Annotated in this window: 23 protein-coding genes; 12 read left to right on the plus strand and 11 right to left on the minus strand. The window is 67.5% G+C overall.

The genetic code is table 11. The features are described from left to right. Nucleotides 1-19 precede the first annotated feature (19 nt). From ACT2B0_RS01375 to ACT2B0_RS01395, 5 genes are all read left to right on the plus strand, one after another. Nucleotides 20-292, plus strand: a complete 273-nt coding sequence (locus tag ACT2B0_RS01375) for an acyl carrier protein (protein ID WP_473460699.1) — start codon at nt 20-22, stop codon at nt 290-292. Between the two features lie 12 nt (nt 293-304). Further along, nucleotides 305-1,858 (plus strand): class I adenylate-forming enzyme family protein, encoded by a 1,554-nt coding sequence (locus tag ACT2B0_RS01380; protein ID WP_473460700.1) that lies wholly within the window; start codon nt 305-307, stop codon nt 1,856-1,858. After that, nucleotides 1,855-2,844 carry an NAD(+) synthase gene (gene nadE / locus ACT2B0_RS01385; protein WP_473460701.1) on the plus strand — a complete coding sequence of 330 codons (990 nt, stop codon included), beginning with the start codon at nt 1,855-1,857 and terminating at the stop codon, nt 2,842-2,844. Before ACT2B0_RS01380 ends, nadE begins: the two co-directional genes overlap by 4 nt. A 99-nt stretch (nt 2,845-2,943) precedes the next feature. Next, on the plus strand, nt 2,944-3,747 hold the full coding sequence (locus tag ACT2B0_RS01390; protein ID WP_473460703.1) for an enoyl-CoA hydratase/isomerase family protein: 804 nt from the start codon (nt 2,944-2,946) through the stop codon (nt 3,745-3,747). A gap of 16 nt (nt 3,748-3,763) precedes the next feature. Then, nucleotides 3,764-5,581: an acyclic terpene utilization AtuA family protein gene (locus ACT2B0_RS01395; protein WP_473460705.1), complete on the plus strand. Its 1,818-nt coding sequence runs from the start codon at nt 3,764-3,766 to the stop codon at nt 5,579-5,581. A gap of 122 nt (nt 5,582-5,703) precedes the next feature. On the opposite strand, the gene ACT2B0_RS01400 is transcribed toward ACT2B0_RS01395, so the two are convergent. The 11 genes from ACT2B0_RS01400 to ACT2B0_RS01450 form a co-directional block, all read right to left on the minus strand. Continuing rightward, the gene (locus ACT2B0_RS01400; RefSeq protein WP_473460707.1) at nt 5,704-6,756 is read right to left on the minus strand and encodes an ABC transporter ATP-binding protein; all 1,053 of its coding nucleotides are present in this window, start codon (nt 6,754-6,756) and stop codon (nt 5,704-5,706) included. Next, nucleotides 6,753-7,808: an ABC transporter ATP-binding protein gene (locus tag ACT2B0_RS01405; protein WP_106572802.1), complete on the minus strand. Its 1,056-nt coding sequence runs from the start codon at nt 7,806-7,808 to the stop codon at nt 6,753-6,755. The genes ACT2B0_RS01400 and ACT2B0_RS01405 overlap by 4 nt, the downstream gene beginning before the upstream one ends. Further along, the gene (locus tag ACT2B0_RS01410) at nt 7,805-8,761 is read right to left on the minus strand and encodes an ABC transporter permease (protein WP_473460709.1); all 957 of its coding nucleotides are present in this window, start codon (nt 8,759-8,761) and stop codon (nt 7,805-7,807) included. Before ACT2B0_RS01410 ends, ACT2B0_RS01405 begins: the two co-directional genes overlap by 4 nt. A gap of 4 nt (nt 8,762-8,765) precedes the next feature. After that, a complete protein-coding gene (locus ACT2B0_RS01415; protein WP_473460711.1) occupies nt 8,766-9,746 on the minus strand; it encodes an ABC transporter permease in 981 nt (326 codons plus the stop codon). Nucleotides 9,747-9,817: 71 nt separating this feature from the next. Further along, nucleotides 9,818-11,434 (minus strand): ABC transporter substrate-binding protein, encoded by a 1,617-nt coding sequence (locus ACT2B0_RS01420; protein WP_473460713.1) that lies wholly within the window; start codon nt 11,432-11,434, stop codon nt 9,818-9,820. Between the two features lie 255 nt (nt 11,435-11,689). After that, nucleotides 11,690-13,087 (minus strand): dihydrolipoyl dehydrogenase, encoded by a 1,398-nt coding sequence (gene lpdA, locus ACT2B0_RS01425; protein ID WP_473460715.1) that lies wholly within the window; start codon nt 13,085-13,087, stop codon nt 11,690-11,692. Between the two features lie 4 nt (nt 13,088-13,091). After that, entirely contained in the window at nt 13,092-14,450 is a 1,359-nt protein-coding gene (locus ACT2B0_RS01430; protein WP_473460717.1) for a dihydrolipoamide acetyltransferase family protein, read from the minus strand. A gap of 1 nt (nt 14,451) precedes the next feature. Continuing rightward, nucleotides 14,452-15,465 (minus strand): alpha-ketoacid dehydrogenase subunit beta, encoded by a 1,014-nt coding sequence (locus ACT2B0_RS01435; protein WP_473460719.1) that lies wholly within the window; start codon nt 15,463-15,465, stop codon nt 14,452-14,454. 2 nt (nt 15,466-15,467) lie between these two features. Next, complete coding sequence (locus ACT2B0_RS01440; RefSeq protein WP_473460720.1) at nt 15,468-16,700, minus strand: 3-methyl-2-oxobutanoate dehydrogenase (2-methylpropanoyl-transferring) subunit alpha; 1,233 nt, start codon at nt 16,698-16,700, stop codon at nt 15,468-15,470. A gap of 341 nt (nt 16,701-17,041) precedes the next feature. Further along, entirely contained in the window at nt 17,042-17,866 is an 825-nt protein-coding gene (locus ACT2B0_RS01445) for a metallophosphoesterase (protein ID WP_473460722.1), read from the minus strand. Nucleotides 17,867-18,015: 149 nt separating this feature from the next. Further along, on the minus strand, nt 18,016-18,942 hold the full coding sequence (locus ACT2B0_RS01450; protein ID WP_473460724.1) for a sugar phosphate isomerase/epimerase family protein: 927 nt from the start codon (nt 18,940-18,942) through the stop codon (nt 18,016-18,018). Nucleotides 18,943-19,219: 277 nt separating this feature from the next. Between ACT2B0_RS01450 and ACT2B0_RS01455 the strand changes: the two genes are divergently transcribed. The 7 genes from ACT2B0_RS01455 (at nt 19,220) to ACT2B0_RS01485 (ending at nt 25,602) form a co-directional block, all read left to right on the plus strand. Then, nucleotides 19,220-19,894 (plus strand): helix-turn-helix domain-containing protein, encoded by a 675-nt coding sequence (locus ACT2B0_RS01455; protein ID WP_473460725.1) that lies wholly within the window; start codon nt 19,220-19,222, stop codon nt 19,892-19,894. A gap of 10 nt (nt 19,895-19,904) precedes the next feature. Next, the gene (locus tag ACT2B0_RS01460; RefSeq protein WP_473460727.1) at nt 19,905-21,497 is read left to right on the plus strand and encodes an ABC transporter substrate-binding protein; all 1,593 of its coding nucleotides are present in this window, start codon (nt 19,905-19,907) and stop codon (nt 21,495-21,497) included. Between the two features lie 63 nt (nt 21,498-21,560). Next, complete coding sequence (locus tag ACT2B0_RS01465) at nt 21,561-22,586, plus strand: ABC transporter permease (RefSeq protein WP_473460729.1); 1,026 nt, start codon at nt 21,561-21,563, stop codon at nt 22,584-22,586. Further along, on the plus strand, nt 22,583-23,416 hold the full coding sequence (locus ACT2B0_RS01470) for an ABC transporter permease (RefSeq protein WP_473460731.1): 834 nt from the start codon (nt 22,583-22,585) through the stop codon (nt 23,414-23,416). Before ACT2B0_RS01465 ends, ACT2B0_RS01470 begins: the two co-directional genes overlap by 4 nt. After that, entirely contained in the window at nt 23,413-24,303 is an 891-nt protein-coding gene (locus tag ACT2B0_RS01475; RefSeq protein ID WP_473460733.1) for an ABC transporter ATP-binding protein, read from the plus strand. The genes ACT2B0_RS01470 and ACT2B0_RS01475 overlap by 4 nt, the downstream gene beginning before the upstream one ends. Continuing rightward, nucleotides 24,300-25,112: an ABC transporter ATP-binding protein gene (locus ACT2B0_RS01480; protein WP_473460735.1), complete on the plus strand. Its 813-nt coding sequence runs from the start codon at nt 24,300-24,302 to the stop codon at nt 25,110-25,112. Before ACT2B0_RS01475 ends, ACT2B0_RS01480 begins: the two co-directional genes overlap by 4 nt. Continuing rightward, a complete protein-coding gene (locus tag ACT2B0_RS01485) occupies nt 25,099-25,602 on the plus strand; it encodes a GAF domain-containing protein (RefSeq protein ID WP_473460736.1) in 504 nt (167 codons plus the stop codon). The genes ACT2B0_RS01480 and ACT2B0_RS01485 overlap by 14 nt, the downstream gene beginning before the upstream one ends.

A 25,602-nucleotide genomic window follows, 5' to 3' on the forward strand; every position in this document is an offset into this window, starting at 1 on the left:
ACCACGAAAGGCTCATCCGATGTCAGAACCTGTCCACCAGCACATCCGCGAGTTCATCGTCGAGAACTTCCTGTTCGGCGACGACGACTACGAGCTCGACAACGGCGTCTCGCTGATCGAAACCGACCTGGTCGATTCCACCGGCATCCTGGAGCTGGTCTCCTTCCTCGAGGAGCGCTTCGAGATCGCGGTCGCCGATGCCGACATCGTGCCGGCCAATCTCGATTCCATCGACCGCATCGCCGCCTTCGTCGCCTGCAAGCGCGGCGAAGGCCAAAGGCTGGCCGGCTAGCGCGGCGCAACCATGCCGATGATCGCCCGCGTCGAGCAGTTTCTGCGCCGCAGCGCCGCCGCCGGCGCGGCCAAGGCCGCGATCGTCGATGGCGAGACGCGGCTGAGCTACGCCGAACTCGACGCCGCCGCCGACCGGCTTGCCGCCGGGCTTGCCGCGCGCGGCGTCAAAAGCGGCGATCGCGTCGTCGTGTTGATGGACAATATCTGGGAAGCCGCGCTGTCGATCTTCGCCGTGCTCAGGGCCGGCGCCGTCTTCTGCTCGGTCAATCCCGCCGCATCGGCCGACATGCTCGCCCAGATTTTCGGCGATTGCGCGCCGCGCGTCGTGCTCACCCAGGCCAAATATGCGCGCGCCGCCACCGTGGCCGCCGCCGGCCTCGCCGCGCCGCCTTTGATCGTCGCCGCCAGGGCCGTCACGGCGCTGCCGCCGGGCGTCGCCGGTTTCGAGACCCTGCTGAAGGAGGAGGCGCCCGCCAAATGCGCGCCGGATGGTGCCGCGTCCGATCTGGCGATGATCATCTACACGTCCGGCTCGACCGGCCGGCCCAAGGGCGTGATGATCGCGCACGCCGCCATGATCGCGGTCTCCGGCTCGATCGCGGCCTATCTCGACAACGGCCCCGACGACGTCGTGCTCGCCGTGCTGCCGCTTTCCTTCACCTACGGGCTTTACCAGCTGATCGTCGCCGCCCAGGTCGGCGCGACCCTGGTCTTGGAGAAGAGCTTCGCCTTTCCCCACGACGTGCTCGCGCGCGCGCGCGCCGAGGGCGTCACCGGCCTTCCCCTGGTGCCGACCATGGCGGCGATGATCCTCGGCCTGTCGGAGCTTAAGCCCGGCGCGCTGCCGGCGCTGCGCTACATCACCAACGCCGCCGCCGCCCTGCCGCCGGCCCATGTCGCCGGCCTCGGGCGCCTGTTTCCGGGCGTGCGCATCTATTCCATGTACGGCCTCACCGAATGCGCCCGCGCCAGTTTCCTGCCGCCCGGGGAACTCGAGCGCCGGCCCGATTCGGTCGGCAGGGCGATCCCCGGCACCGAAACGGCGATTGTCGACGAGACCGGTCGCCCGGTGCCGACGGGGGCGGTCGGCGAACTGGTGGTGCGCGGCCCGCATCTGATGCGCGGTTACTGGGGCGACGAGGAAGCCACCGCCCGGGCGCTGCGGCCCGCTCCCACCCCCGGCGCGCGCCAGCTTCACACCGGCGACCTGTTTCGCGCCGATGCCGACGGTTTCCTCTATTTCGTCGGCCGCAAGGACGACATCATCAAGATCCGCGGCGAAAAGGTCGCGCCGAAACGGGTGGAAACCGTGCTGCATGCCTGTGCGGGCGTGCGCGAGGCGCTCGTCTTCGGCGTGCCCGATCCTGTGCTCGGCCACGTCCTGCATGCCGTCGTCGTGCGCGCCGATCCGGATCTCGACGACCGCGCCATTCTGCGCCACTGCGCGCGAAACCTGCCCGACCTCATGGTGCCCAGGAAAATCGAGTTCCGTCAGGCCCTGCCGAAGACCGCGAGCGGCAAGGTGGTGCGGCGGCTCGTACTCGAAACAGGAACAGACCGATGAACCAGCATTCCGTCCCCGCCTTCTCACCCGACGCGCTCGCCATCGATGCCGAGGCCGAGATCGAGCGCATCGTTGCCGCGCTGCGCGCCCAGCTGCGCGGGACGCTGCGCAAGCGCGGCCTGGTGCTCGGCCTGTCCGGCGGCATCGATTCCAGCGTCTGCGCCGGGCTCGCCGCCAGGGCCGTCGGCCCCGACAGGGTTCACTGCCTGTTGATGCCCGAGGACGATTCCGATCCCGAAAGCCTGCGGCTCGGCCGGCTGGTGGCCGATCGGTTCGCCCTGTCGGCCGAGGTGGAAAATATCGGCCCCGCGCTCGCGGCAATGGGCTGTTACGACAGGCGGGACGGCTTCATCCGCCAGGTCGTGCCCGCCTACGGGCCGGGCTGGAGCTCCAAGATCGTCTTCGCCAACGCGCTCACCACCGCCGGCTACAACATGTCCTCGCTGGTCGTCAGCGATCCCGACGGCCGGGTGGAAAAACACCGCCTGCCGGCCGAGGCCTATCTCGGCATCGTCGCGGCGACCAACATGAAGCAGCGCACGCGCAAGCAGTTCGAATATTATCACGCCGACCGGCTCAACTATGCCGTTATCGGCACCCCCAACCGGCTCGAATACGATCAGGGCTTTTTCGTCAAGAACGGCGACGGCGCCGCCGACGTCAAGCCGATCGCCCACCTCTACAAGTCGCAGGTCTACCGGCTGGCCGAGCATCTCGGCGTCCCGCCGGAAGTGTGCCGCCGCCCGCCGACCACCGACACCTATTCGATGGCGCAGACGCAGGAGGAGTTCTATTTCGCGCTGCCCTACGACAAGATGGATCTGTGTCTTTACGCCCTCGACAACAACGTGCCCGCCGCCGCCGTCGCCGGCGCGGTCGCCTTGAGCGAGGACGAGGTCGCCTTGGTCTGGAAGGATATCGCCGCAAAGCGCAAGATGGCCCGCTATCTCCATCTCGGCCCCCAGCTTGCCGCGCCGCTCGACTGACGCCACACTGGGCCGCGAAGGGGTCGGCCGCCGCCGCGCCCCGACCGTTTAGCCGGGGCGGCGGACAGGACCGCGATCCGGTCGAAAGGACGCCAGCGCATGACCGATCTGCCATCGACCGAGACGCTCATTCTGGAACGGGACGGGGGCTGGCTGACGGTCTGGCTCAACCGGCCCGCGGCGCGCAACGCGCTGTCGGCGGCAATGGCCGACGAGCTTGCCGCCACCGTTGCCGCGCTCGCCGGCGATCCCTCGATCCGCGGCGTCACCTTTCGCGGCAAGGGCGACATGTTCTGCGCCGGCGGCGACCTCAAGGATTTCGGCGCGCTGTTGCGTGACGACGTCCCGCGCGCCGACATCGTCGAGTTCAGCCGGCGCGCCGGCGCCCTGTTTCACGCCGTCGACACCTTGCCGCAGGTCACCGTCATGCTCGTTCACGGCGCGGCCATGGCCGGCGGGCTCGGTCTCGTCTGCGCCGGCGACATCGTGATTGCCGCCGCCGACGCCAGATTCGCGCTCACCGAGACCATGCTCGGCATTCCCCCGGCACAGATCGCGCCCTTCGTCGTCCAGCGCGCCGGCAGGGCGGCCGCGCGCCGGATCATGCTGACGGGCGCCCGCTTCGACGGCGGCGCGGCGCTCAGGCTTGGCATCGCCGACCAGCTTGCCGACGACGTCGCCGGCCTCGAGGCGGCCGAGGCCGCGGTGCGCGCGGCCGTGCGCCGCTGCGCGCCGGGCGCCAACGCCGTCACCAAGAATATCGTGCTTGCCGCCGGGCGCCTGGACGGCGCGGCGCTGCGCGATCTCGCCGCCGACGGGTTTGCCGAGTGCCTGCTCGGCGAGGAGGGCCGCGAGGGCGTGGCCGCCTTCCTGGAAAAGCGCAAGCCGCGCTGGGCGGTTTGAGGTGGCAGACGACGCCATGACGGCACGGACGGTACGGATCGGCGGCGCCGCGGCGGCCTGGGGCGACACGCTGCTGGGCGCGCGCCAGCTCGTCGAAAAGGGCGATGTCGACTATCTCGTCGGCGATTATCTGGCCGAGGTCACCATGGCGCTGCTGGCGCGCGCCAGGGCGAAATCGCCCGACGGCGGATTCGTGCCCGACTGGCTGGCCTCGGTCGAACCGGTTCTGCCCGAAATCCACAAAAAGCGCATCCGGCTCGTCACCGACAGCGGCGGCATGAACCCGGCCGCCTGCCGCGACGCCTTCGTGGCCGCCGCCGACGCGGCGGGGCTCGCCTTCAAGGTCGCGGTCGTCACCGGCGACGATCTGACCGCCCAGGCGGACGCGATCGCCGCCGCCCGTCCGCCGGAGATGTTTTCCGCCTCGCCGCCGCCGGCGGCCTTCGCCTCCGCCAACGCCTATCTCGGCGCGACCGCGATCGCCGAGGCGCTGGACGCCGGGGCCGATGTCGTCATCACCGGCCGCGTCGTCGATTCGGCCATGACGCTCGGCCCGCTGATGCACGAGTTCGGCTGGCGTCACGACGACTACCACCGCCTCGCCGCCGGCAGCCTCGCCGGCCATGTCATCGAATGCGGCTGCCAGGCGACCGGCGGCCTGTTCACCGACTGGCAGGACATTGCCGACGGCTGGCACGACATGGGCTTCCCGATCGTCGACTGCGCCGCCGACGGCAGTTTCGTCGTCACCAAGCCGCCCGGCACCGGCGGCAAGGTCTCGCGCGGCACGGTCGCCGAGCAGATCGTCTACGAGATCGGCGACCCGCGCGCCTATCGCCTGCCCGACGTGACCTGCGATTTCTCCGAGGTGGTCCTGGACGAGATCGGCCGAGACCGCGTGCGGGTCAGCGGCGCGCGGGGCCGCGCCCCGGGGCCGGACTACAAGGTCTGCGGCACCCATCTCGACGGGTTTCGGCTGGTGACGACCTACATGATCGCCGGCTTTCAGGCCGGCGCCAAGGGCAGGCGCACCGCCGAGGCGCTGGTCGAGCGCACCGCGCGCATCATGCGCGCCAAGGGGCTTGCGCCCTATCGCGACGTCTCCATCGAGGTGATCGGCGCCGAGGACACGTATGGCGCGGCCCGGCGCGCCTTCGAGGCACGCGAGGTGGTGGTCAAGATCGGGCTCAAGCACGACGACGCCAGGGCGCTGGAGGTGTTCGCGCGCGAATTCGCCCATCCGGGCGTCGCCATGGCGCAGGGCCTGACCGGCGTCATGCACGGCCGGCCGAAACCGGTGCCGGTGCTGCGCGTCCACTCCTTCCTGTGGCCGAAGCGCGACGTACCGGTTTCGATCGATCTCGACGGCGACACCCGCCCCGCCGCCATTGCCGATACGAGGGCCGCCGCCGACCCGCCGCCGCATGCCGTCCCGCCGGCGCCCGTTGCCGCCGGCGCGACGACGCTAGTGCCGTTGCGCGCGCTCGCCTGGGGGCGCAGCGGCGACAAGGGCAATCACGCCAATATCGGCATCGTCGCTCGTCGGCCCGAATTCTATCCCTGGCTGTGCCACCAGGTCACCGCCGCGCGCATCGCCGGTTTTTTCGCGCATTATCTGGAGGGCGAGGTACGGCGCTACCTGCTGCCAGGCTTTGACGCGCTCAACTTCCTGCTCGAGGACGTGCTCGGCGGCGGCGGCACCGCCTCGCTGCGCTACGATCCGCAGGCCAAGACCTATGCCCAGATGGTGCTCGACCTGACCGTCGAAATCCCCCGGGCCTGGCTCGACCCGGACGGCCCGCTCGCCGGCTGGCGGCCGGAGGCGGGGGAGTAAATCCAGCAAAGCCGTGAAAGGGTTTTGCGTCCTGAACTGTGCCAAACAACCGAATAGATCTCTTCGCCGGCGCGGCCGTCACCGCACGTGCTTCAGCTTCCCGGCGGCCGTTTCCCAGCCGGTCAGCGCGCCTTTGCCCGGTCCTCGGCGAACAGGTGGCAGCGCACCGCCGCGTCGCCCACCAGATGCGCCGGCGGCGTCTCGGTCGAGCAGTGCTCCATCACAAACGGGCAGCGCGGATGGAAATGGCAGCCCGGCGGCGGGTTGACCGGGTTCGGGATCTCGCCGGCGATCGCCAGCCTTTCCTTGCCCTCCATCTCGATGTCGGGCACCGCGTCGAGCAGCATTTTCGTATAAGGGTGTTTCGGCGCCGCGAACAACTCGCGCGCCGGCGCCTCCTCCACCAGCCGGCCGAGATAAAGCACCCCGACCCGCGTCGCCACGTGCCGCACCACGGCCAGGTTGTGGCTGATGAACAGATAGGTCAGGCCGAGCCGTTCCTGCAGGTCGCGCAACAGATTGAGCACCTGCGCCTGCACCGACACGTCCAGCGCCGAGGTCGGCTCGTCGCAGACGATGAATTGCGGGTCGGAGGCGAGCGCGCGCGCGATCGCGATGCGCTGGCGCTGGCCGCCGGAAAACTCGTGCGGGAATTTCTGGCCGTCGCGCGCGTCGAGCCCGACCAGCGACAGCAGTTCGCCGACGCGCGCGGCGCGGTCCTTTGGGTCGGCGATCAGCCCGAACGCCTTGATCGGCTCCTCGATGATCGCCTGCACGCGCCAGCGCGGATTGAGGCTGGCGAACGGGTCCTGGAAGATCATCTGGATCTTGCGGCGCATGCGCCGCATCGCATCCGCGCCCTTTTCGCCCCACACGTCGGTGCCGTCGATCGACACCCGCCCGGCCGAGGGTGGCAGCAGCCCGACCGCCATCTTGGCGATCGTCGACTTGCCGGAGCCGGATTCGCCGACCAGCGCGTAGGTCTCGCCCCGATTGATCGAAAAATCGACCCCGTCGACCGCCGTCAGTGTCACCCTTCCGCCGCCCTCGATCAATCGGTTGAGCCAGGGTTTGGAAAGATCGAAGACGCGCCGCAGGCCGCCGACCTCCACCAGCGGCGCGGCGTCTTGGTCCGGCGCGGCCGGGCGTGCAGGGCTTGTGTGCGCGGCCGTCATGATGTCGCCTCCGGCGTTTCGTCCGCCGCCGCGATGCCGCGTGCGGCGGCCGCGCGCGCGACCGGTTCGGGCGGGCGGCGCGCCGGGTCGGGATCGTGCAGGAAACAGGCCGCGTCGCTGGCGCCGGCGGAGTAGGGGTGCGGGCGTTCCGCCCGGCAGCGCGCGAAGGCGTGGTCGCAGCGCGGGTTGAAGGCGCAGCCATCGGGGATGGCGCCCAGCCGGGGCATCGCGCCTGGAATCTGCGCCAGTTCCTCGTCCGGGTCGCCGGCCAGCGAGGGGATCGCCGACATCAGCCCGTGCGTATAGGGGTGCTGCGGATGCTTGACGACCGCGCGCACCGGCCCGATCTCGGCGAGCCGGCCCGCATAGAGCACGCACACCCGGTCGGCGGTTTCCGCGATCACCCCCATGTCGTGCGTGATCAGCATCACCGAGGCGCCGCGCTCCGAGCATAGCCGTTTCAACAGCGCGATGATCTGGGCCTGCACCGACACGTCGAGCGCCGTGGTTGGCTCGTCGGCGATCACCAGTTCGGGATCGGCGCACAGCGCCAGCGCGATCACCACACGCTGGCGCATGCCGCCGGAAAACTGGTGCGGATAGGCCGAGAGCCGGGCGCCGGCGGCCGGGATGCCGACCTCCTCGAGCAGTTTTTGCGCCTTGTCGCGCGCCGCGCGCTGCGACAGGCGCTCATGGGTGAGGATGGTTTCGGTGAGCTGGTCGCCGATCCGGTAGAGCGGGTTGAGGCTGGTCAGCGGGTCCTGGAAAATCATGCCGATGCGCCGGCCGCGTATGCGCCGCATCTGGTCCGGCCCCAGATCGTCGATGCGCTCGCCGCCGAGCCGGATCTCGCCGGCCGCCACCCGCCCCGGCGGCTCCAGAAGGCCGATAATCGCCGAGCCGGTGATCGACTTGCCGGCGCCCGATTCGCCCACCACCCCCAGCACCTCGCCCGGCGCGATGTCGAACGACAGATCGTCGATCGCCCTCAATACGCCGGCGCGCGTGGGGATCTCGACCCGGAGATTGCGGACGGAAAGCGTTGCGGTCATCTGAGCTTCGGATTGAGTGCGTCGCGCAGCCAGTCGCCGAGCAGGTTGACGGCGAGCGCGAGGATTGCCAGCGTGATGCCGGGGAAGATGGTGATCCACCATTCGCCGGAGAACAAAAAATCGTTGCCGATCCGGATCAGCGTGCCCAGCGACGGCTCGGTCGGCGGCACGCCGACGCCCAGAAACGACAGCGTCGCCTCGGTGATGATGGCCAGCGCCAGATTGATCGTCGCGATCACCAGCACCGGACCCATTACGTTGGGCAGCACGTGTTTGAACATGATCGTCCACGGCCTCAGTCCGATCAGCCGCGCGGCCAGCACATATTCCTTGTTGGCCTCCACCAGCACCGAGCCGCGCACCGTGCGCGCATACTGCACCCAGAACGACAGGCCGATCGACAGCACCAGCACCACCAGCACCACCTGGTCGTAGGATTGCGGCCCGGCCATCGCCCGCGCCACGCCGTTGATCAGAAGCGCGATCAGGATGGCGGGAAAGGTGAGCTGCACGTCGGCGATGCGCATGATGACGGAATCGACCGCCCCGCCGAAATAGCCGGCCACCAGGCCGAGCGTGACGCCGATCACCATCGCGAACAAGACGCTGGCAAACCCCACCGCCAGCGAGATGCGCATGCCGTAAAGGATGGTCGACAGGATGTCCCGGCCCTGGTCGTCGGTGCCGAGCAGGAAGCGCGGATCGCCGCCCTCCATCCAGGCCGGCGGATAGAACGAATCCAGGATCGAGATCGTGGCCGGGTCGAACGGGTTGTGCGGCGCCACCAGCGACGCGAACGCCGCCGACAGGATCATGACGAGCGTGACGGCGGCCGACGCCACCGTCACCGGCGAGCGGGTGAAGGAGTACCACAGATCGGACTCGATCGCCCGGCGCAACGGTCCCCGCGCCGCCGCCGCGCCGTTTGTGTCCTTGCCGACGACATCGGGCATCGGCCTATCTCCTGGCTTCGCCGAGGCGAATGCGCGGGTCGACCGCCACGTAGAGCAGGTCGACGATGAAGTTGATCGTCACGAACAGGAACGCGATCAACAGCAGGTAGGCGGCCATGATCGGGATATCGACATTCTGCACCGCCTGCAAAAACAAAAGCCCCATGCCCGGCCACTGGAACACGGTTTCGGTGATGATGGCGAAGGCGATGATCGAGCCGAGCTGCAGCCCGGTGATGGTGATCACCGGCACCAGCGTGTTCTTCAGCGCATGGCCGAAATTGACGGCGCGCCGCGACAGGCCGCGCGCGCGGGCGAATTTGATGTAGTCGGTCCGCAGCACCTCCAGCATCTCGCCGCGCACCAGCCGCATGATCAGCGTCATCTGGAACAGGCCGAGCGTGATCGCCGGCAGGATCAGCGACAACAGTCCCGACTTGGTCAGCAGTCCGGTCGTCCACACCCCGCCGAGATTGACCGTCTCGCCGCGCCCGAACGAGGGCAGCCAGCCGAGATGCACCGAGACCACGAAGATCAGCAGGATGCCGATCAGAAAGGTCGGCAGCGACACGCCGATCAGGCTGATCGCCAGGAAGCCGCGCGCCAGGAGCGTGTTGCGGTAGAGCCCGGTATAGACGCCCATCGGCACGCCGACGGCGAGCGCGAACAAGGCCGAGACGAAGGACAGCTCCAGCGTCGCCGGCAGGCGCGAGGCGATCAGCGCGGCGACCGGCTGCTTGAACTGGTAGGAAATGCCGAAATCCATCTGCACCGCCTTCACGATGAAGCGGGAAAACTGGATCATCACCGGGTCGTTGAGCCCGAGCGCCTGGCGCAGCGCTTCGCGCTCGGCCGGCGAGGTGTCGACCCCGACGAGCTGGTTCACCGGGTCGCCGACGAAGCGGAACATCAAAAAGGAAATCAGCGCGACGACAAGCATGACGCCGAGCGCCTGCATGAACCGCCTGATGGCGAATGCGATCATCGAATGTGCCCCTGAAGTCCGTGCCTCCCCCGCGCGCGGCGCGCGCGGGGGTCAGATGGCGGTTTGGACGTTCAGTTCACCGTGGCCCAGTAGAACAGGACCTGGTTGTCCGGCCGCTGGACGATGTCGATGTTCTTGCGCTTGCCCCACACCAGCGACTGCTGATGCAAGGGGATGTGCGAGACCTCGTTGGTCATGATCGTGTAGGCTTCCTTGATCAGCGCATCGCGCTTTTCAGGATCGATCTCGCCGACGATCTTGGCCGCCAGCGCGTCGACTTCCTCGCTGCAATACCCGCCGAGATTGAACGGCCCGCCCTTGCCGGTCTCGTCGCGGCAGCCGACCAGATTGGTGATCACGTTCCAGGAATCGAACGAACCGGGCGTCCAGCCGAGCAGGTAAAAGTCGGTGTCGTAGCCGCCGGGCGCCAGCACCTTGGCGAAATACTGCGCCTTGGGCTGGGCGTTGAGGTTCACCGTCACGCCGATGCGCGCCAGCATCGACACCACGGCCTGGCAGATCGCCTCGTCATTGACGTAGCGGTCGTTCGGGCAGTCCATGCCGACCGAAAACCCGTCCGCATAGCCGGCATCGGCCAGAAGCTGCTTGGCCGCGTCCGGATCGTAGGGCAGCCGCTTGAACTCGCCCGAGCCGCTGAACAGCTCGTTGGCGATCAAAAGCGGCACCGGCGTTGACAGGCCGCGCATCACGCGTTCCTTGATCGCCTCCATGTCGATGGCCTGATAGATCGCCTTGCGCACATTGACGTCGCGGAACGGGTTCTTGCCCTTGATGTCGGAGGTCGGCAGTTCGTCGCGGAACTGGTTGAAGCCGAGATGGATCACGCGCAGCTCCGGCCCGGTCAGCGCCTCGGTGTTCGGGTCGCTGTTGACGCGCGGAATGTCCTGCACGGGCACCGGGTCGACCAGGTCGACGTCGCCGGCCAGAAGCGCGGCGACACGCGTGCCGTCGGCGGCGATCGGCGTGAACACCACCTCGGTCAGATTGTGTTCGGGCTCGCCCCACCAGCTCTCGTTGGGCTTGAAGATCGTCTTCACGCCCGGCTCGTGGCTGTCGATCACGAACGGGCCGGTGCCGTTGGCCTTGAACGCCGCCGGTCCGGGATTGGTGTCGCGCGCCGAGACCGGCGAGACCGCGCCTTCCGCCTCGGCCCATTCCTTGTCGAAAATATACCAGGTGTCCCACTCGTAGTGCAGGATCGGGTTGGGTGAGGTGAGCTTCACCTCGACCGTGTGGTCGTCGATCTTGGTCCACTGCGAATCGGCGGGAATCCGGGTCTTCAGGTCCGATGTTTCGGCGCGCACGCGCTCGGCCGAGAAAATGACGTCGTCGGCGGTGAAGTCGTTGCCGTTGGCGAATTTCACGCCCTTGCGCAGATTGAAGCGCCAGGTCAGCGGGTCGACGACTTCCCAGCTTTCGGCCAGGCCCGGAACGATCTTCAGATCCTTGTCGCGCTTCGTCAGGCCCTCATAGACATTGCCCAGCATGCCGAGCGTGAAGGTCTCGTTGAGCGAATAGGGATCGAGCGCGTTCAGCGTGCCCTGAAACGCGAACCGCAAGGTTTCGGCATGCGCGGTCGACCCGAGAAGCAGTCCCGCGCCCGCGGCGGCCAGGGCCAACTTGCGGCTTCGCGCGCGCAGACCACGGAAGGATTGTCCGATGCTCATGATTGTCTTCTCCCATTAGCGAGCATTGATGGTTTTTTGATTATCAGAAGAAATGCTCCCGGCCGGCACTATTCAGAAAACCCGCTCGACGCGCAAGCCATGTTCTTCGCCGACCCGGCGCGGTCGTGTCGAAACCATGCACAATTGCTGTATGGTGGGCCGGTTTCGCGCGGCGAATCTGTAGCCGCGCCAACAACCGTGCGAAATCAGGCGAGAAATCGCATCGTTCGATTTCCGCCCCGGCGCCGGTCCGCGTCAGATATGCAGCGCGTGACCGAGCGTGCGCAGCGCGGCTTCCTGGAAAGCCTCGCCAAGCGTCGGGTGGGCGTGGACGGTCTGTGCGACGTCTTCCAGCCGGGCGCCCATTTCGATGGCGTGGGCGAAGTAGGAGGCAAGTTCGGATATCTGTGCGCCGACCGCCTGCACGCCGACCACGAGATGGTTGTCGGCGCGCGCCACGATGCGCACGAAGCCGTCGTCGCGCTCGATTGTCATGGCGCGGCCGTTGGCCTGCAGCGGAAAGCTCGCGCTGCGCACGTCGAGCCCGGCCGCGGCCGCCTCCTGCGGCGACAGGCCGGCCGTCACGATCTCGGGATCGGTGAAGCAGACCGCCGGCACGCAGTGCCGGTCCCAGGCGCGCCGTTTGCCGGCGACGATCTCGGCCACCATCTCGCCCTGCGCCATGGCGCGGTGCGCCAGCATCGGCTCGCCGGTCACGTCGCCGATCGCGTGGACGCCGCGCATGGAGGTGCGGCATTGGTCGTCGACGGCGATGAAGCGCCCGTCCATGGTCAGGTCGAGTTCCTCCAGCCCCCATCCCGTCGTCGCCGGCGCGCGGCCGATCGTGACCAGCACCGCGTCGGCCGGCACCGTGCCGGACTGCCCGCCATCGCTGGTGTAGGCCAGCGTGCCGGCGCTTGCCGAATGGCGCTCGGCCTTGACCCCGGTCAGTACGCGCACGCCCAACGCCTCGAGGCGCTTCTTCACCGGCCTGGTCAACTCCGCGTCATAGGCGGGCAGGATGCGGTCCATGGCTTCCAGCACGCACACCTGGCTGCCGAGCTTGGCGAAGGCCGTGCCCAGTTCGAGCCCGATATACCCGGCGCCGACCACAGCCAGCCGTTGCGGGATCTCCGTCAGCGCCAGCGCGCCGGTCGACGACAGGACGGCGCCGCCGAACGGCAGTCCCGGCAGCTCGACCGGCGTCGAGCCGGTCGCGATCACGATCTGGTCGGCCTCGATGGTCTGGGGACCGGTCGGCGTGTCCACATGCACCGTCTTGCCGTCGCGGAACCGCGCCCAGCCGTCGACATGCTTGACGCCGGCCTTTTTCAGGAGCCCGCTCACCCCGCTGGTGAGCCGGCGCACGATGCCGTCCTTCCAGTCGACGGTTTTCGGGTAGTCGATCCTGGCCTCGCCGACATGGATGCCGAGCGGCGCTTCGCCTGCCGCGAACGCGCTCGCCCTGGCGAATTCGTCCGCCGCGTGGATCAGCGCCTTGGAGGGAATGCAGCCGACATTGAGACAGGTTCCGCCCGGTTTCTCGGCTTCCACGATCACCGTGTCGACGCCGAGCTGGCCGGCGCGTATGGCGCAGACATAACCGCCCGGCCCGGCGCCGATGACCAGCAATTGGCACTTGATGTCTCTCATCCTGTCAGTCCTCGATGAAGATCGATGCCGGCGTTTCCAGAAGCGTCTTGATCCGCTGCACGAAGACGGCGGCTTCCCACCCGTCGATGATGCGGTGGTCGAAGCTCGACGACAGATTCATCATCTTGGCCGGCAGGAACTGGGCGCCGTCCCAGACTGGACGCACCTGCATCTTGTTGACGCCGACGATCGCGACTTCGGGATGGTTGATGACCGGCGTCGTGGCGATGCCGCCGAGCGCGCCGAGCGAGGTGATGGTGATGGTCGAGCCGGACAGTTCCTCGCGGGTCGCCGTGCCGTTGCGCGCCGCCTCCGCCAGCCTGGCGATTTCCGCCGCGCAGGACCACAGATCGAGCGTCTCCGCGTGCCGCACCACTGGCACCACCAGCCCGTTGCGGGTCTGGGTTGCGACCCCGACATGCACCCCGCCATGCTGGTGCACGACACCGGCCTCGTCGTCGTAGAGCGCGTTCAAGCCGGGCTGTTCGCGGATCGCTTTGGCCATCGCCAGCAGCAGGAACGGCAACACGGTCAGCCGTGTCTGGTCGTCGCGCTTGCGCGTGTTGAGGGCGGCGCGCAGATCCTCCAGCGCGTCCATGCCCACTTCCTCGACATAGGTGATGTGCGGGATGCGCGATTTCGCCACCTGCATCTTCTCTGCGATACGCCGCCGCAGCCCGACCACCTTGAAGTCGGTGACGCGGTTGTCGGGCGCGCGCGCTGCGACCGCGCCGGGGCGGGCGCCGGCCTCCAGATGCAGATCGAGATCCTCGTGGGTGATGCGACCGGCCGGACCGCTGCCGCGCACGAACCGTAGATCGACGCCGGCCTCGCGCGCTCTCAGTCGCACGGCCGGCGCGGCGATCGGCTTGTCGCCTTCCTTGCGCGTCTGGGCTGGCAGGCGGCGGTCGCGTGCGGCTTTGCCCGCAGGCTGGGTGTGCGTGTCCGGCTGGGCGCGCGCCGCGGCCGGCGCGTCCTGCGCCGCGTCGTCGTCCGGCTGCCTGTTGGCGGTCGTCTCGGCCCCATCGGCTGCCGGTCGCGCCGGCGCCGCCGGCTCGTCCTCGTCTTCCGCTCGCGGCGCGGCCGGCTTTGGCGCTGCGGCCGCGTCGTCGTTGCCGTCGCCGGCGACCTCGATCTTCAGAAGCGGCGCGCCGACCGAGATCTGCTCGCCGACCTCGCCGCCGAGCCAGGCGACGGTGCCTTCGACCGGCGAGGGAATTTCCACCGTCGCCTTGTCCGTCATCACGGCGGCCAGCACCATGTCCTCGTTCACCGGATCGCCGACCTTGACGTGCCATTCGACCAGTTCGGCCTCCGCGATCCCCTCGCCGACATCCGGCATCTTGATGACGTGCTGGCCCATCTCAGCCCTCCATCAGTTCGCCGAGCGCGGCGCCGACCCGTGCGGGGCCGGGAAAATAGGTCCATTCCTGCGCGTGCGGGTAGGGCGTGTCCCAGCCGGTGACGCGCCGGATCGGCGCTTCCAGATGGTAGAAGCAATGTTCCTGCACCAGCGCGGCGAGTTCGGCGCCGAAACCCGAGGTCAGCGTCGCCTCGTGCACGATCAGGCAGCGTCCGGTCTTCTTCACCGAGGCCACGATCGTGTCGAGGTCGACCGGCAGCAGCGTTCTCAGATCGATCACCTCGGCGTCGACGCCGCTCTCTTCGGCCGCAGCCTCGGCCACGTAGACCATGGTGCCGTAGGCAAGCACGGTGACGGCGGCGCCCTCGCGCCGCACCACCGCCTTGCCCAGCGGTTCGGTGAAATGGCCGGCCGGCACCTCGCCCAGCGCGTGCTTCGACCACGGGATGATCGGCTTGTCGTGGTGGCCGTCGAAGGGGCCGTTATAAAGCCGCTTCGGCTCCAGGAAGATCACCGGGTTGTCGTCCTCGATCGAGGCGATCAAAAGCCCCTTTGCGTCGTGCGGGTTCGACGGCACCACCACTTTCAGCCCCGATACGTGGGTGAATAGCGCCTCCGGGCTCTGGCTGTGCGTCTGGCCGCCGAAAATGCCGCCGCCGGTCGGCATGCGGATGGTGAGCGGGCAGGTGAAGTCGCCGGCCGAGCGGTGGCGCAGGCGCGCCGCCTCCGACACGATCTGGTCGTAGGCCGGATAGACATAGTCGGCGAACTGGATTTCCACGCACGGCCTCAGCCCGTAGGCGGCCATGCCGACCGCCGTGCCGACGATGCCGCATTCGCTGATCGGGCTGTCGAAGCAGCGGTCGCGCCCGAACCGTTCCTGCAGGCCCTGGGTGCAGCGGAACACGCCGCCGAAATAGCCGACATCCTCGCCGAACACGACGACGTTGTCGTCCTTTTCCATCGCCACCATATGGGCGTCGCGGATCGCCTCGATCATCGTCATGCGCGGCATCGTCAGTACCCCGCTTCCTGGCGTTGGCGCCTGAGATGCGGCGGCATGGTGTCGTAGACCTCCTCGAAAATGTCGCGCGGCGAGGCTTTCGGGCCGCTGTGCAGCGTGCCGAAGGCCTCCGCTTCCTTCTGCGCGGCCAGCACCTCGGCGTCGATCTCCGCCTCGGCCTGGCTGTGGCGCTCCTGCGTCCAGGCGCCGACGGCGACCAGATGGTTCTTCAGCCGTTCGACCGGGTCGCCGAGCGGCCAGGCGTCCGATTCTTCCTTCGGCCGGTAGGCGGACGGATCGTCCGAGGTCGAGTGCGCGGCGGCGCGATAGGTAACGTATTCGATCAGCACCGGCCCGAGATTGCGCCTGGCTCGCTCGATTGCCCATTTGGCCACCGCGTGGACGGCGAGATAGTCGTTGCCGTCGACCCTGAGCGAGGGAATGCCGAAACCGTGGCCGCGCGCGGCAAACGTGCCCGAGCCGCCGCGGGCGATGCCCTGGAAGGTCGAGATCGCCCATTGATTGTTGACGATGTTGAGCACCACCGGCGCCTTGTAGGTCGAGGCGAAGACCAAGCCGGCGTGGAAGTCGCTTTCCGCCGTCGAGCCGTCGCCGATCCAGGCCGCGGCGATGCGGGTGTCGTTCTTGATCGCCGACGCCATCGCCCAGCCGACCGCCTGCGGAAACTGGGTGGCGAGATTGCCCGAGATCGAGAAGAAGCCGAATTTCTTCGACGAATACATCACCGGCAATTGCCGGCCCTTGTTGGGGTCGCGGGTGTTGGAATAGATCTGGCACATCATGTCGACCATCGGATAGCCGCCGGCCAAAAGCAGGCCCTGCTGGCGATAGGTCGGAAAATTCATGTCGCCGTCTTCCAGCGCCTTGCGGAAGGCGCAGGCGATCGCCTCCTCGCCCAGGCACTGCATGTAGAACGAGGTCTTGCCCTGGCGCTGCGCCGTCAGCATGCGCCGGTCGAAGGCGCGCACGCGCATCATGGCGCGCAGCCCGTCGAGCGTCTCCTGCGCGGTCAGCGTGCCCGCCCACGGACCCACCGCCTCGCCCTTGCGGTTCATCACCCGGATGATCGAATAGGCCATGTCGCGGATGTCTTCCGGCGGCACGTCGATCGGCGGCCGCTCGACGCTGCCGGCCTTGGGGATCTTGACGTTGGAAAAATCCGGCTTGCCGCCCGGGCGCACTTCCGGCTCGGGCACATTGAGGCGAAGCGGCTTGTGTTCGGCCATGGCGTCAGGCTCCCGATCGTCAGGGAAGCCAACGCGCCGGCCGGCGTTTCGTTCAAGGCCGCCAGGCCGCGCCGTCTCCTCCCGAACCCTGATCATCCACCTTCGCCTGGCCGACGCAAGAAAAACTCGCGTCCATCCGGGCGGGCGGACCATGATCGCAACAAGGCTACGGCCGGTGTCGCGCCGGCGAAATTTTGTGAGCCGGAAGGCCGCTCAAACACGCGCAGTCTTGCGCGAAAAAATCGCGGTTTTGGCAGCACTTTTGCGATTTTTGGAAATTTTGGCAGAAAAAATCGCAGTTTCTGTGGCCGAATCGACGGGTTTTTCGGGCCGAAAACGGCTCAGGAGAAGCCGCGCACCGTCGCCGCGTCGAGAATGGCCAGCTCGCGCCGGTCGGACGCGAGCGGCACGAAGGCGACCGACAGAGCGCCGTCGCGCACGCTGCACAAAGCGAACGATCCGCCGGCCACGAACCGCAGCCCGTCGCGATAAAGCACGTCGTTGGCGTTGTGGAGCCCGGTGGTGGTGACGACCGGCACGCCGTTCCACATCGCAACGCGGTCGTAGTGGACGTGGCCGGTTACAATGCCGGCGACGGGGTGGCCGGCGATGGCGTCCGCCAGGCGCTGCGTATCGGCCGCGCCGAGGCTTTCCCAGCCATAGACGGTGCCGGGCGCGACCAGCGGCGCGTGGTGCATGACCAGCAGCTTCGCCGCTTCCGGATGGCGCCGCAGCGCGGCGTCCAAAAAGGCGAACTGGTCCGCGCCAAGCGCGCCGGCCACCTTGCCGGCAACGCTGGTGTCGAGCGTGACGATGTGCAGGCCGCCGATCAGCCGCTCGTGGCAGTAAGGGGCGGTCGCGCCGGCCGGATCGTCGAGCATGCCGGCGTAAAAACCCGGCCGGCTGTCGTGATTGCCGAGCGCGTAGAGGGTTTTCAGGCCGTGCGCCTCGATGACAGCGCGCACTCGCCGGTAGCTGTCCGGATCGCCGCGGTCGGTGATGTCGCCGCTGACCACGACGAAATCGGGGCGCGGCGCGATTGCCGCGATCGTCGCCATCACCGCCGCCAGCCGGTCGAGATTGCCGAGGCAGGCATCGTCCCCGGCCTCGGGCGCGGCGACGGCGTGCAGGTCGGTCAGGTGGACGAAGGTGACGGCATCGCTCATTCAAGGTGTCCGCTTAAAGGGGAAGAAGGGCGCTTCCGGGATCGGGGTGGCCACCATGTCGCAAACCGGCCCGGCGCGGCAAGCACGGGGCCGGAATTTTGGCGGGCCGCGCCGGCAACGCGGCCGGCGCGGTGCCGGAAGAGGCCGGATCAGGCCGCCGCGGCGTGTGCCGTGGTGCGCGCCCGCGCCGCCAGCGCCTTGGTCGCGTCGACGGCCTCCTGAGCGGCGTACCAGTAGCGCTGCTGCAGTTCGATATTGAAGACGACGCCTTCGGGAAAAACGCATTCGGCGAGGATTTCCTCCCACGGCAGGTCGCCCCAGCCGACCGGCAGATGCAGGTCGCCATGGCCATAGGCCAGGCGCTCGCCGATGGTGAACATCCAGATGTCGTCCTGGCGGCCGAAACTGTCGTGGACATGCAGATGGCGGCCATAGGGCGCCAGCGCCTTGATCTCCGCGACGAAGTTCTGGCGCGCCCCGGCGAAGTCGAGATTGATATAGGCGTGGCTGAAATCGATCGTTGCCGCCACGTTGGGATGGGCGATCGCGGCCAGCTCGTCCGCCAGCCGGCGCGGCGAGGAGGCGTGTACGCTGCCGTCATAGCCGCCGAACATCGTTTCCACGCACAGATAAAGCCCGTTCTGGCGGGCGATGTCGCCGGCCCGCGCCAGCCATTCGCGCTGCCGGTGATAGGCCGCCTTCAGCCCGTCGCCCGACTGGTGGCGCGCCAGCCCGGAATGGACGACATAGTGCCTGGCGCCCAGTTCGGCCGCCACCTCGAGCGAGGCCGACAAGACATCGAGATGGCGCGGCAGCCGCCGCGCCTCGTCCATGAAGTTGATGGCGAGCGGCCCGTGCACGGAAAACGCCACCGGCCGGCCGGCGCAGGCGCGCTTGATCTCCTCAAGGCGCGGCCGACGGATCTTGCCGCCGACGATCACGTCGAGATCGAAGATCGGCAGTTCGATCGACTCGACGCCCAGCGCCTCGATCAGGTCGAGCTCCGCGGCGAAATCCGACAGATCGTCCTGTCGCTTGCGCGCCGAAAGTCCCGTTCCCGCGACACCGTTTTCCATGATGATGATTCCTTTCCAGTCTGGTCCGCGCCGCGCGCGGCGGAGTGATTCGTAGCCCGCGAACCTGCCCGCCGCGCATGTCAGCCGTCTGACAGCCGGATGGACGTTTTGCGACGGTGCACGGACGCGTCGCGGCGCGGCGACACATGCGGATCTGCATGGCGGGGCGATTCGTGCCGCGATTTCAGAGTTTTAGCCTGACTAAAATTCTGCTTGACTCACGGCACCGGCAAAGGCATCGTTTTTTACAAATACTAAAACGATCGAGGGAGCGATTGTGGACGAGCAGGTCGCACGCGAAGGCAACGGCGCCGCCAGCCAGGATCCGCTGGGCGAACGGCTCAGGGCACGACGTCGTGAACTCGGCCTGACGCTCAAACATGTTGCCGAAGGCGCGGGTCTGTCGGTCGGTTTCATCTCCCAGATCGAACGCGGCATCACCACTCCGTCTCTGTCCTCGCTGGTGTCGGTCGCGCGCGTGCTCAAGGTGCATGTTTCGGAATTCCTCGCCCAGCCGCAACTGACCGTTCCGACCACCCGGCACGACCAACGTCCGCATTACGCGGTCGGCTCGAATTCGCTCGTTTACGAGAGGCTGTCGGCCTCGTTCCCGGGCAACGTCCTGCGCAGCGTCATCATCCACGAGCCGCCCGGATACCGCTCGGAGCCGATCGCGCACGAGGGCGAGGAAATCTTCTACGTGCTTGCCGGCGGGATCACGGTCGAGGTCGAGGGTGAGGTCCATATCCTCGAGCCGGGCGATTCGATCCATTTTCCGTCGACCAGGGTCCATTCGTCCTGGAACCATACCGGCGCGCCGTCGACCATCCTGCACACCTGCACGATGGACGTGTTCGGCGACGAGCCGGACGATGCGACGCACAGCGTCGTGCCGGCGGTGCGCAAGAAGGGCGGCCGCCACCAAGCAACCGTCAAGAGCCAGAAACCATAGGGGAATTGTGATGAACAGGATTTCGAAATCGCTTGCCGCGGCGCTGCTTGCCGCAACCACGCTCGGGGCCGCGCCCGCGCTCGCCGAAACCGTGCTGCGTCTCGACGAGGTTCCGGTCGGTGAACTCGATCCCGGCAAGGCGACCGACTACGCCGACTCCATCTTGATGTTCAACATCTACGATACGCTGGTCATCCCGGCCCAGGGCGGACCCGGCTACGTGCCGCATCTGGCCGAAAGCTACGAAGCCGATGGCAATGACTTCGTCTTCAAGCTGCGCCAGGACGTGAAATTCCAGAGCGGAAATCCGCTGACGGCCGACGATGTGGTGTTCTCCTTCGAGCGCATGAAGGCGCTCGGTCAGGGCCTGTCCTTCCTGTTCAAGAATGTCGACGGCGTCGAAAAGGTCGACGATGCCACGGTCCGCTTCAAGCTCTCCCAGCCTTATTCGCCGTTCGTGGCCTCGCTGGTGCGCCTGCCGATCGTCGACAAGAAGCTGGTGATGGAAAATCTCGGCGAGGGCGACGGCGAGATGAAGGATTGGGGCCAGGCCTTCCTGTCGGCCAACGGGGCGGGCACCGGCGCCTACAAGGTCGTCTCGCACAATCCGCAGGAAGAAACGGTGATGGCCAAGAACGCCGACTACTTCCTCGGTGTGGCCGAGGTCGCGCCGGACACGGTACGCTTCCGCTACGGGCTCGAGGCGGCGACCGTGCGCACGCTGATCGCGCAGGGCGAGCACGACATCTCCTCGCAATGGCTGCCGCCGGAAGTGCTGAAATCGCTTGCCGCCGACGGTGCCCAGATGCTCAAGGAGACCGGCGGCGGCGCCTTCTACATCAAGATGAACACCGCCAAGGCGCCGCTCGATGACGTCAATTGCCGGCTCGCGCTCGCCAGTGCCTATGACTACGCCTCCGGCCTCAAGATGGTGGCCGTCACCGACGACGTCGCGCAGGGATCGCCGTCCACCGGCGGCGTTCCTGTCGGCATGTACGGCGCCAGGCCAGCCTCCGACGCGATGAACCGCGATCTGGAAAAGGCCAAAGAGTACCTGGCCGCGTGCAAATACAAGCCCGAGGATTTCAATCTCGAAATCTCCTGGATCGGCGAGGTTCCGATCGAAGAGCGGTTTGCGCTTCTCATGCAGGCGAACTTCGCCGAGCTCGGCATCAAGTCGGAGATCAGGAAACTGCCCTGGGCGCTGTTCACCGAACAGGTGACCAAGCCCGAGAATACGCCGCATATCTCGCAGATCTTCGCCAACGCCGTCACCGGCGATCCCGATACGCTGCTTTATCCGATGTATCACTCCTCGGCCGCGGGCACCTGGCAGTCGCCGGAATATCTGAAGGACGAGGCGGTGGACGCCGCCCTGGAGAAGGGGCGCGCGGAGACCAGCGACGAAGGCCGCCAGGCCGCCTATACGGCCCTCAACGACCGGCTGATGGAGATCGCCCCGTCGATCTACGCCTATGATCGCCAGTCGATCTTCGCCGCCTCCAACCGGGTCAAGGTGCCGGCGCTGTCCGATCCCGCCAAGGCGTTCGGGCTGGACGGTTTCGGCTTCACCTTCCGGCTCATGGAAATGACCGGAGAGTAACTCCCAGGACGCCGGCCGGCGGCAAGCGCCGTCGGCCGGCACCGTGCATCACGGGTAAGCATCATGCCGCCAGTCGTCCGCCTCCTTGCGAAGCGGCTGGGGACCTCCCTGATCGTCCTTGTCGGGGTCTCCATGCTGATCTTCACCATCGCCCGGGTCATCCCCGGCGATCCCGCGCGCATCGCGCTCGGCCCCAACGCCACGGCCGAACAGGTCGAGGCGCTGCGCGATCGGCTGCATCTCGATGAGGCGCTTCCGGTCCAGTACGGTTATTTCCTGCGCGACCTGTCGCGCGGCGATCTCGGCATATCGCTCTATACGAACCGGCCGGTGACGGCCGACATCGCCCAGTTCCTGCCCGCGACACTGGAGCTGATCGTGGTCGCGGGCTTGATGATGATCCTGATCGGCCTGCCGCTCGGCGTGATCGCGGCGCGCTATCGCGGCTCGTGGGCCGACCATGCCGTGCGCATCTTCACGCTGCTCGGCGTGTCGGCGCCCAGTTTCGTCTGGGCGGTGATCCTGATGCTGATCTTCGCCTTCTATCTGCCGCTGTTTCCGATCGCCGGGCGCATCGCCGACAGCTACGCCATCGCTTCCGTCACAGGTTTCCTGACCATCGACACGCTCATCGCCGGCAATCTCGCCGCTTTCGGCAACGCCGCCTGGCATATCGTGCTGCCGGCCTTCGCGCTGTCGCTGTCGGGCATCGGCCAGGCGGCGCGGCTGACGCGCTCCAACATGGTCGAGACCTACGACAAGCCGTTCATCGAGATGGCGCGCTCCTACGGTTTCCCCGAGCGGCGCATCGCGCGGCGCTTCGCCTTCCGTCCCTCGCTGATCCCTTCGCTGACGATCATCGGCCTCGATTTCGCGGCCATGCTCGGCAACGCCTTCCTGGTGGAGGCGGTGTTCGCCTGGCCGGGCCTGTCGCGCTACGGCGTCGCGGTGATCCTGCGCAAGGACCTGAACGCCATTGTCGGCACGGTCTTGATCATCTCGGCCATGTTCCTGCTGGTCAACATCATCGTCGACCTCCTGATCGCCTTCATCAATCCACGCATCCGTTATTCGCAGAGGGCGTCATGAAGCGGGCAGCCTATATCCTGGTGCGCAATCCGCTGTCGCTGACCGGCGTGATCCTGATTGCGCTGGTGGTGTTCGGCGCGCTGTTTGCCGACTTCATCGCGCCGTTCCCCGAGCATCGGGGCGCGGTGGTCGATTTCGCCAATTTCAACAAGCCGCCCGAATGGCCCTATCTGTTCGGCACCGATCTGGTCGGGCGCGACCTGTTCTCGCGCATCCTCTACGCCTACCGCATCTCGCTGCTGCTCGGCGTGGTCGTGCTGGCGATCGCGGTTCCCGTCGGCGTGACGATCGGGCTGGTCGCCGGCTATATCGGCGGCTGGACGGAATATGTGCTGATGCGCATCACCGACGTGTTCCTGTCGATCCCGCCGCTGGTGCTGGCCATGTCGATGATGGGCCTGCTGGAGCCGACGCTGACCAACGGCATGCTGGCCGTCACCGCGATGTGGTGGCCCTGGTATACGAGGCTGGTCTACAATCTGACCCGTTCCGAGAAGGAAGAGGGCTACGTGCTGGCCGCCGAGGTGATCGGCGCTTCCAAGCCGCATATCATCTTCCGCGAGATCCTGCCCAATTGCGTGCCGTCGATCGTCACCAAGATGACGCTCGACCTGGGTTTCGTCATCCTGATCGCCTCCTCGCTGTCCTTCCTCGGCCTCGGCGTGCAGCCCCCGACGCCCGATCTCGGCTCGATGGTCGCCGACGGCGCGAAATACCTGCCCGATTCCTGGTGGCTGACGGTGTTTCCGGGGCTGGCGATTCTGGTCGCGGTGTTCGGCTTCAACCTGCTCGGCGACGCGCTGCGCGACATTCTGGGGGTCGACCAATGAGCGCGCCGACGCTGCGGATCGCCGATCTCGGCCTCGGCTTCCGGACCTGGGCCGGGCCGGTCGAGGTGCTGCACGGCATCTCGCTCCATATCAACAAGGGCGAGCGCGTCGCGCTGGTCGGCGAATCCGGCTCCGGCAAGTCGGTCACCGCGCGCATCGTTCTCGGCCTGCTGCAGGAGCTCAAGAACGCCCGCATCTCCGGCACGGTCGAATTCGAGGGCCGCGATCTCGACCGCCTGTCGGCGCGCGAGCGCCACGCGCTGCGCGGCACCAGAATGTCGATGATCTTCCAGGATCCGACCTCCTCGCTCAATCCGGTCTACCGGATCGCGCCTCAGTTTCACGAGGTCCTGAAGCGCGCCGATCCGGCGATCTCCGAGGCCGCCGCCCGCGACAGGGCCGCCGCGCTGCTTTCGGCCGTCGCCATCCCCGAGCCTGAGCGCGCGCTGGACTCCTATTCCTTCCAGCTCTCCGGCGGCATGAACCAGCGCGTGATGATCGCCATGGCGCTCGCCAACGAGCCGTCGCTTTTGATCGCCGACGAGCCGGGCACGGCGCTCGACGTCACCGTCCAGGCGCAGACGCTGGCGCTGATGCGCGACATGGTCGAACAGCACCACACCTCGGTGCTGTTCATTTCGCATAATCTCGGTGTGGTGCGCGAGTTCGCCGACCGGGTCTACGTCATCTACAAGGGCCGCATCGTCGAGCACGCCACCGCCGAGGGCCTGTTCGCCGACCCGCGCCATCCCTATACGCGCGCGCTTTTAGCGGCGGTGCCGCGCATCACCGGCGGCGGCATTCCCGAGATCGAGGACGTGTCGGAGGACTATTTCCAGCCGCTCGTCGTGCACGAGGGCTGCGGCGAACCGGAGGGCGCGGCATGACCGGTCTTTTGTCGTTGCGCAACGTCTCCAAGGTCTTCACGCTCGGCCAGCGCGAGATCCGCGCCGTCGACGACGTCTCGTTCGACGTCGTGGAGGGCGAGTGCCTGGCGATCGTCGGCGAGAGCGGGTCGGGCAAGTCGACCATCGCCAACATGATCCTCGGCATCTACCCGCCCTCGATGGGCACGATCGCCTGGCGCGGCGACGTGCTGCCGGCGCGGCGCGAGCTGCGCCATCGCCGCGCGATCCAGCTCGTCCAGCAGAACCCGCTCTCCTCGCTCAACCCGCGCCGCTCCGTGGGCGCGTCGCTGCGCCTGCCGCTCGACGTGCACGGCATCGGCGACCGCTCGCACCGCGCCGACAGGGTCGGGCGGCTGCTCGAGGAGGTCGGCCTGCCGGCTGAGTTCATGAGCCGCTCGCCCGCGGCCCTGTCGGGCGGCCAGCGCCAGCGCGTGGCGATCGCGCGTGCGCTTGCCAGCGAATCCGACCTGGTCGTGCTCGACGAGCCGACCTCGGCGCTCGACGTGCTTGTCCAGGCGCGGGTTTTGAAGCTGCTCGCCGAGCTGCGCGACAAGCGCGGGCTGACCTATGTGTTCATCACCCACGACCTGTCGGTGGTGCGCAACATCGCCGATCGCGTCGCCGTGTTCGAGAAGGGCTGCCTGCGCGAGCTGGGCACGACCGAAGCGATATTCGCCAATCCGCAGCACGCCTATACCCGCCGCCTGATCGCCGCCGTGCCGGTGGTCACCGACGCGGAGGTGGCGTTGCGCAACCGCTTGATGGAGAACGACAATGCAGCCGCCTGACTACGCGTCATTCTTGAACGAGGCCGCGCGCGCCGACAACCAGCCACAGGCCGCCTTCGACGCATTGTGCGCGCTGACCGAGCAGATCGTCGGCGTGAAACTGTTCACCATCATGACTCACGACGCCAAGAACGGCGTTGCCGGGCGGATCTACTCCAACATGCCCGACGCCTATCCCGTTTCCGGCACCAAGCCGGCCAACGAAACCGACTGGTCGCGTCAGGTGATCGGCGAGAAGAAGACCTTCGTGGCCAACGACATCGACGGCATCCGCGCCGTCTTCGACGACCACGAGCTGATCCGCGCGCTCGGCTGCGAAAGCGTCATCAACGTACCGATCCTGATCGACGGCAAGGTCGCCGGCACCATCAACTGCCTGCACGAAGCCGGTTTCTACACACCCGAGCGGGTCGCCGCCGCCGAAGCGCTCAAGCTTCCCGGCATGGTCTGCCTGCTCCTGAACGAACGCCTTCAGCCCAGGGGAGCCTGA

It is taken from the genome of Nitratireductor sp. J20-h4 (genome assembly GCF_056780505.1).

Bases quoted from the DNA above. Each gene is read 5' to 3' on its own strand.
- ACT2B0_RS01375 (WP_473460699.1), top strand. From the start codon at position 20: ATGTCAGAACCTGTCCACCAGCACATCCGCGAGTTCATCGTCGAGAAC.
- ACT2B0_RS01380 (WP_473460700.1), top strand. From the start codon at position 305: ATGCCGATGATCGCCCGCGTCGAGCAGTTTCTGCGCCGCAGCGCCGCC.
- nadE (WP_473460701.1), top strand. From the start codon at position 1,855: ATGAACCAGCATTCCGTCCCCGCCTTCTCACCCGACGCGCTCGCCATC.
- ACT2B0_RS01390 (WP_473460703.1), top strand. From the start codon at position 2,944: ATGACCGATCTGCCATCGACCGAGACGCTCATTCTGGAACGGGACGGG.
- ACT2B0_RS01395 (WP_473460705.1), top strand. From the start codon at position 3,764: ATGACGGCACGGACGGTACGGATCGGCGGCGCCGCGGCGGCCTGGGGC.
- ACT2B0_RS01400 (WP_473460707.1), bottom strand. From the start codon at position 6,756: ATGACGGCCGCGCACACAAGCCCTGCACGCCCGGCCGCGCCGGACCAA.
- ACT2B0_RS01405 (WP_106572802.1), bottom strand. From the start codon at position 7,808: ATGACCGCAACGCTTTCCGTCCGCAATCTCCGGGTCGAGATCCCCACG.
- ACT2B0_RS01410 (WP_473460709.1), bottom strand. From the start codon at position 8,761: ATGCCCGATGTCGTCGGCAAGGACACAAACGGCGCGGCGGCGGCGCGG.
- ACT2B0_RS01415 (WP_473460711.1), bottom strand. From the start codon at position 9,746: ATGATCGCATTCGCCATCAGGCGGTTCATGCAGGCGCTCGGCGTCATG.
- ACT2B0_RS01420 (WP_473460713.1), bottom strand. From the start codon at position 11,434: ATGAGCATCGGACAATCCTTCCGTGGTCTGCGCGCGCGAAGCCGCAAG.
- lpdA (WP_473460715.1), bottom strand. From the start codon at position 13,087: ATGAGAGACATCAAGTGCCAATTGCTGGTCATCGGCGCCGGGCCGGGC.
- ACT2B0_RS01430 (WP_473460717.1), bottom strand. From the start codon at position 14,450: ATGGGCCAGCACGTCATCAAGATGCCGGATGTCGGCGAGGGGATCGCG.
- ACT2B0_RS01435 (WP_473460719.1), bottom strand. From the start codon at position 15,465: ATGCCGCGCATGACGATGATCGAGGCGATCCGCGACGCCCATATGGTG.
- ACT2B0_RS01440 (WP_473460720.1), bottom strand. From the start codon at position 16,700: ATGGCCGAACACAAGCCGCTTCGCCTCAATGTGCCCGAGCCGGAAGTG.
- ACT2B0_RS01445 (WP_473460722.1), bottom strand. From the start codon at position 17,866: ATGAGCGATGCCGTCACCTTCGTCCACCTGACCGACCTGCACGCCGTC.
- ACT2B0_RS01450 (WP_473460724.1), bottom strand. From the start codon at position 18,942: ATGGAAAACGGTGTCGCGGGAACGGGACTTTCGGCGCGCAAGCGACAG.
- ACT2B0_RS01460 (WP_473460727.1), top strand. From the start codon at position 19,905: ATGAACAGGATTTCGAAATCGCTTGCCGCGGCGCTGCTTGCCGCAACC.
- ACT2B0_RS01465 (WP_473460729.1), top strand. From the start codon at position 21,561: ATGCCGCCAGTCGTCCGCCTCCTTGCGAAGCGGCTGGGGACCTCCCTG.
- ACT2B0_RS01470 (WP_473460731.1), top strand. From the start codon at position 22,583: ATGAAGCGGGCAGCCTATATCCTGGTGCGCAATCCGCTGTCGCTGACC.
- ACT2B0_RS01475 (WP_473460733.1), top strand. From the start codon at position 23,413: ATGAGCGCGCCGACGCTGCGGATCGCCGATCTCGGCCTCGGCTTCCGG.
- ACT2B0_RS01480 (WP_473460735.1), top strand. From the start codon at position 24,300: ATGACCGGTCTTTTGTCGTTGCGCAACGTCTCCAAGGTCTTCACGCTC.
- ACT2B0_RS01485 (WP_473460736.1), top strand. From the start codon at position 25,099: ATGCAGCCGCCTGACTACGCGTCATTCTTGAACGAGGCCGCGCGCGCC.